This is a genomic window from Salegentibacter sp. (assembly GCF_041642575.1).
Lineage (GTDB): Bacteria > Bacteroidota > Bacteroidia > Flavobacteriales > Flavobacteriaceae > Salegentibacter.
Genome location: NZ_JBEPWD010000169.1, coordinates 1 through 2,675 on the forward strand (window position 1 = coordinate 1; position 2,675 = coordinate 2,675).

General features: G+C 45.0%; 3 protein-coding genes. 1 reads left to right on the plus strand and 2 read right to left on the minus strand.

Annotation, left to right across the window (positions count from 1 at the left end):
* Positions 1–422 (minus strand): cation diffusion facilitator family transporter (locus tag ACESK1_RS12920; protein ID WP_372920590.1); only part of this gene is annotated, 422 nt, incomplete at its 3' end.
* 74 nt (positions 423–496) lie between these two features.
* Positions 497–1,273 carry a hypothetical protein gene (locus tag ACESK1_RS12925; RefSeq protein ID WP_372920591.1) on the minus strand — a complete coding sequence of 259 codons (777 nt, stop codon included), beginning with the start codon at positions 1,271–1,273 and terminating at the stop codon, positions 497–499.
* 242 nt (positions 1,274–1,515) lie between these two features.
* On the opposite strand from ACESK1_RS12925, the gene ACESK1_RS12930 reads away from it, so the two are divergent.
* Positions 1,516–2,367, plus strand: a complete 852-nt coding sequence (locus ACESK1_RS12930; RefSeq protein ID WP_372920592.1) for a class I SAM-dependent methyltransferase — start codon at positions 1,516–1,518, stop codon at positions 2,365–2,367.
* The last annotated feature ends 308 nt before the right edge of the window (positions 2,368–2,675 follow it).

Here is a 2,675-nt window from a genome sequence, read left to right on the forward strand (position 1 = left end):
AGGGTTTTTCCACTGCTGAGTTTGTAAGCTGCATATCCGTTTACGGTAACCCCGATCAAAGCAAAAATGATCATTCCGGTGGCATCAGAAGTTTCCGGTTCAAAGAGCCTGCTCACGGCTTCAGAGATCACGTAAACAGAACCAATTATCAAAACCAGGCTATTGATGAGCGCACCCAACAGGGAAAACCGGCGATACCCGAATGAAAAGCTGGAATTGGATTCTTCCTTGCTTTTCTTATCCAGGTACCATGCCGAACCCAAAGAAAGACTATCTCCAAGGTCATGCACGGCATCAGACATTATCGCCACGCTGTTCGTATACCAACCCCCGAAAAATTCCAGAATAGTGAAACCCAGGTTCAGAAAAAAAGCCAGCTTCAGATTCTTTCCCGAGTGATTGTGCGAGTGATCGTGACCCATATCCTGATTTTGCTCCCGGAAAGATACTAAGAAATTTTCAGGAGCAATATAAAGAATGCTATTCAGGAAAGGTTTTAATTCTCTGTCTTGGTGGTCACCTGCGGCCCGATCCCGCTTATTTCCTGGTCATAGACCCAGATCTCGGTTTGGGCCCCGTTCAGGAGGTCCATCCAGTCTTTGCTAAAACTTTCATGACTTCCTTCCCCGTGTTCTTCCTCAAATTTTTCTTTCCATTTATGGTCTTTCCCCAGCTCGGCGAAATCATCGAAAAAGTACACCATCGAAAGGTCCCGACCATCTTTGGTGGCCGCAAATTCATTCACATAGATACCCAGGGGAGTTTCGGGATATTGGTTTTTAAAGACCGCCGATATTTTCTCCAGGTGTTCCATTGCCGAATCATAGGTCCCGGTTTTAAAATCATAAGTAGTGACGTCGAGTTTGGACATTTCAAAATTCGGCGGGAAATGAGAGTTTTTAGCATCAAAACGCCAGTAATTTATATCCTGCTCGTCCTTCATATAAGGCACCACGTTATCATACCAGTCTTTATCGTGGGCATCCTGGTCATACATAGATTTATCCAGGGCACTCCAGGGCATTGGGCCCATAACTGCCATCATTTTTTCAGCATTTGCACCGTTCAGCACCTGAAATATGCGTACGCCCATTGCGCCTTCAGCATGATATTGATTATTGTGCTCCTTAATTCCCTCCCTGAATTTGAAGAAATCCCCGGGTTCCGGAGCGATCATCATAGTTACAATGATTAGTGGTTCCTGAGTCTCCTGTTGATTTTGTGAGATGCAAAGCAATGGAATGAGCATCATCCAGATAAAAAGAGTTTTCATAAGATTTATGTTTAGCTTATTAATATTCTTAACTGAAGCCTGGGGCAGAGTGGCTCGTTTCTATCCGGGAGGAATTATCTCATTAAGATACTAAAAAATACACTGATTATCAGAATTTTATAGTTTTATTGATGATTGTTGATGCTGAAATTTATATCCCAAAAATGCTTTTCCGGAGTTGTTGTCGCAATAGCCCTCTTTCCACTGATAAAAATTATTAAATTGCCACTTCAATTAACACGATGAGCAATCCCAGCCAGAACAGCGACAAGAATAAGGCCCATTACGAGGAGAAATATGCCGATTATTCTATTCGGAATATCCTGCATTGGATCAACCATCTGGATGCTTTCCTCAACTCGGCTACTACTACTGAAACCAGCTGGTTTGCGATGTATCAGAAGGATTTCAGAAATAAGCTGAAAGGGAAAAAAGTTGTAGAAATGGGTTGTGGCGATTGTGTGAATGCCGCGGTGATGGCTGCCCTGGGCGCTGAGGTTTGGGCTAATGATATCGCTTCCTCCAGCGGAAAGATCGTGGCCGCGCTCAATGAAAACTATAAATTTGAACATCCCATAAAATTCGTGGAAGGAGATTTTCTTCGGAATGAACTCCCGGCGGGGAATTTCGATTATGTGATAGGGAAAGCCTTCTTGCATCATCTCGAGCTGCCCCTGGAAGCAGAATTTCTTAAGGAAACCGCCCGACTCCTGAAACCCGATGGCGAAGCCCGATTCTTCGAGCCCGCGGTAAACAACCGACTCCTGGACGAGTTGCGCTGGCATATCCCGGTGAAGACCAGGCCGTCGAAATTCAATAAAGAAGCCTTTGCCAAATGGAAAGCCAATGATCCGCATCCCGACCGCAGTTTCAGCTCAGCTCATTTTGAACAGGCGGGGCGCCGGTTCTTCAAAGAAGTAGAGATCATCCCCGTAGGCACTCTGGAGCGCTTCAGCCGACTCCTGAAATGGGGCGAACCCCGGAATAAATTCAAACGCTGGGCGCTTAAGACTGAAACAAGCCTTCCCGGATTTTTAAATAAGCCGTTTACGAGGAGTCAGTTGATTGTTTATCGCCAGCCATTGTCAGGCTGAGCCCGACCGGAGGGAGGAAAGTCGAAGCCATCTGAAGATTTCTACTTTCATTTTTTGCTCGCCCAAAAAACGAAACAAAAAAGGGCGACCTATGTGGAGGTGTTTTTTTGGCAACAAGGCCAAAAAATCGCGTATCAGCAGCTAAATTTTTTCCAAGGCTTCAAAAATTTTTAACGCTGCTGATCCGCTACACTCACATAGGCGTTAAACTCGCAAAGCTTGTAATAGGCCAAGCTCTTAGGTTAGATGATTTTTCATTGAGGTAGTAATGAGAAAATCCACTGGAAACGTCATCGCGAGCCCGCAGG